Source organism: bacterium (genome assembly GCA_021372515.1).
Lineage (GTDB): Bacteria > Gemmatimonadota > Glassbacteria > GWA2-58-10 > GWA2-58-10 > JAJFUG01.
In genome coordinates, this window is sequence record JAJFUG010000098.1 from 1 (window position 1) to 2,185 (window position 2,185).

Below are 2,185 nucleotides of genomic sequence, written 5' to 3' on the forward strand. Positions count from 1 at the left end.
TACGTGGACGCCCGGACCCCGGACTCGCTGCTCTACGCCCGCCTGGGACGCGAGCTGACCGCCGAGAACCGGTATGTCTATGGCACGGCTGTCGGCACTCTGGGCTACCGGGTCAACGGCGAGCTGACCGACTGGGAGTACGGCGACAGCGCACACAGCCGGATCATGGCCTGGAGCCTGGAGATCGGAACAACGGGTGATGATTTCTGGCCGCCGGTCAGCCGGACCGAGTACCTCTGCGACCAGAACCTGCCGTTCTGCTACAGTCTGGCCCGTCTGGCCGGGTTCGCCCCGCGCCTGGACAGCTTGCGCGTGGTCTACTCCGGGGCCGATTCCGCGCGTTTCGGGGTGGGGTTCCGCCTGACCAACCGCGGATACCCCAGCAACCCCGGCCCGCTCACGGTGCGCCTGGAAAGCGCAGAGACGCGGCTAAGCCTGAGTTCGAAGGCCCTGGCCCTGCCCGACCTGCCCCTGGACAGCCTGGTCCGGGTGGAGCCGGAGAGCCTCGCCGGAGCTTTCAGTGGCAAGCTGGACCGGGCCGCGCTGAGCGTGGCGCTCTACGCCGGGGACAAGCGGGTGGCGGCCTGGCCGCTTACTGTCAACCGCTCTTTCACGCGCTACTACGACCTTGACAGCTCGGGGCGGGTGGATGTTTTCGACCTTCTGGCCCTGTTGCGCCGCCTGGGCCGCGGACCCGCCGCGGGGGCGGATGATACGCTCTACGACCTGAACGATGACGGCCGGGTGGATGTTTTCGATCTGCTGGCATTGCTCAGGAAATTGTAGTATCTTCTCATTCTGAAGGGTTTGTGGCAGACGGCCTGAAGGCAGGCCGGTTCGAGCCTGACAGGCGGCGACCGAGACAAAAATACTCGTTGAAATCATTAGGATATTGACAGTGGAAGGCAGACAGAGCGATGAAAAAGAAACAGATGGTGGTGATCCTCGATTTCGGCGCACAGTACAGCCAGCTCATCGCGCGCAGCGTGCGCGAGCAGCATGTCTACTGCGAGATACTGCCCTTCACGGTGAGCGCGGCGCGGCTGCGTGAGCTGGCCCCAGCGGCGATCATCCTCTCGGGCGGGCCCTCCAGTATCTACGGCGAGGGCGCGCCGCGCTGCGACCGCGAAATACTGGAGCTGGGTCTGCCCGTGCTGGGTATCTGCTACGGTATGCAACTGCTGGCCTTCTACGAGAACGCCAAGGTCCAGCGCGCCGAGAAACGCGAGTACGGCCGCGCCGGGCTGCGGATAGATGACTACTCCGACCTGTTCGCCGGTTTCGAATCGGCGGGCGAGCTTACGGTCTGGATGAGCCACGGCGACTACCTGAGCGATTTTCCCCGCAGCTACCACCGTCTGGCCTCCACGGACAACTGCCCCACGGCCGCCATGGGCGACCCGGCGCGCAAAATCTACGGGGTGCAGTTCCACCCGGAGGTCGCCCACACCGAGCAGGGCGGGCGGATTATAGCCAATTTCCTGTTCCGCGTGGCGGGACTGACCCCGGACTGGACCGCGGGCTATTTCATCGAGGAGGCGGTCGGGCGTATCCGCGAGCAGGTGGGCGACGGGAAAGTGATCTGCGGCCTGAGCGGCGGGGTCGACTCCGCAGTGGCCGCGGTGCTGGTGCACCGGGCGGTCGGCGAGCAACTCACCTGCATCTTCGTGGACAACGGCCTGTTGCGCAAGAACGAGTTCGCCCAGGTGGAGGAGACTTTCCGCCGCCATTTCCACATCAACCTGGTCTGCGTGGATGCCTCCGAGCGTTTCCTGAGCGGCCTGGCCGGGGTGACCGACCCGGAGAAAAAACGTAAGATCATCGGCGAGACATTTATCCGGGTGTTCGAGGACGAGGCCCGCAAAGTGGGGAACGCCCGGTTCCTGGTGCAGGGCACGCTCTACCCGGATGTGATCGAGTCGGTCTCGGTCAAGGGCCCCTCGGCCACGATCAAGAGCCACCACAATGTGGGTGGGCTGCCGGAAAAGATGAACCTTAAGCTGGTCGAGCCGCTGCGGGAGCTGTTCAAGGACGAGGTCCGGGAGGTGGGACGCGAGCTGGGGCTGTCGCACGAGCTGACCGGCCGTCACCCGTTCCCCGGCCCGGGGCTGGCCGTGCGCGTGCTGGGCGAGATTACCCGCAAGCGATTGGATATCCTTCGTGAGGCGGATGACATCTACATCTC

Annotated in this window: 2 protein-coding genes; both read left to right on the forward strand. The window is 65.0% G+C overall.

What is annotated here, in order from left to right; translation table 11 throughout:
- The coding region (locus tag LLH00_09635) for a dockerin type I domain-containing protein (GenBank protein ID MCE5271529.1) at positions 1 to 786 on the forward strand (786 nt) is incomplete at its 5' end.
- Positions 787 to 917: 131 nt separating this feature from the next.
- On the forward strand, positions 918 to 2,185 hold a 1,268-nt coding region (gene guaA, locus LLH00_09640; GenBank protein ID MCE5271530.1), incomplete at its 3' end, for a glutamine-hydrolyzing GMP synthase.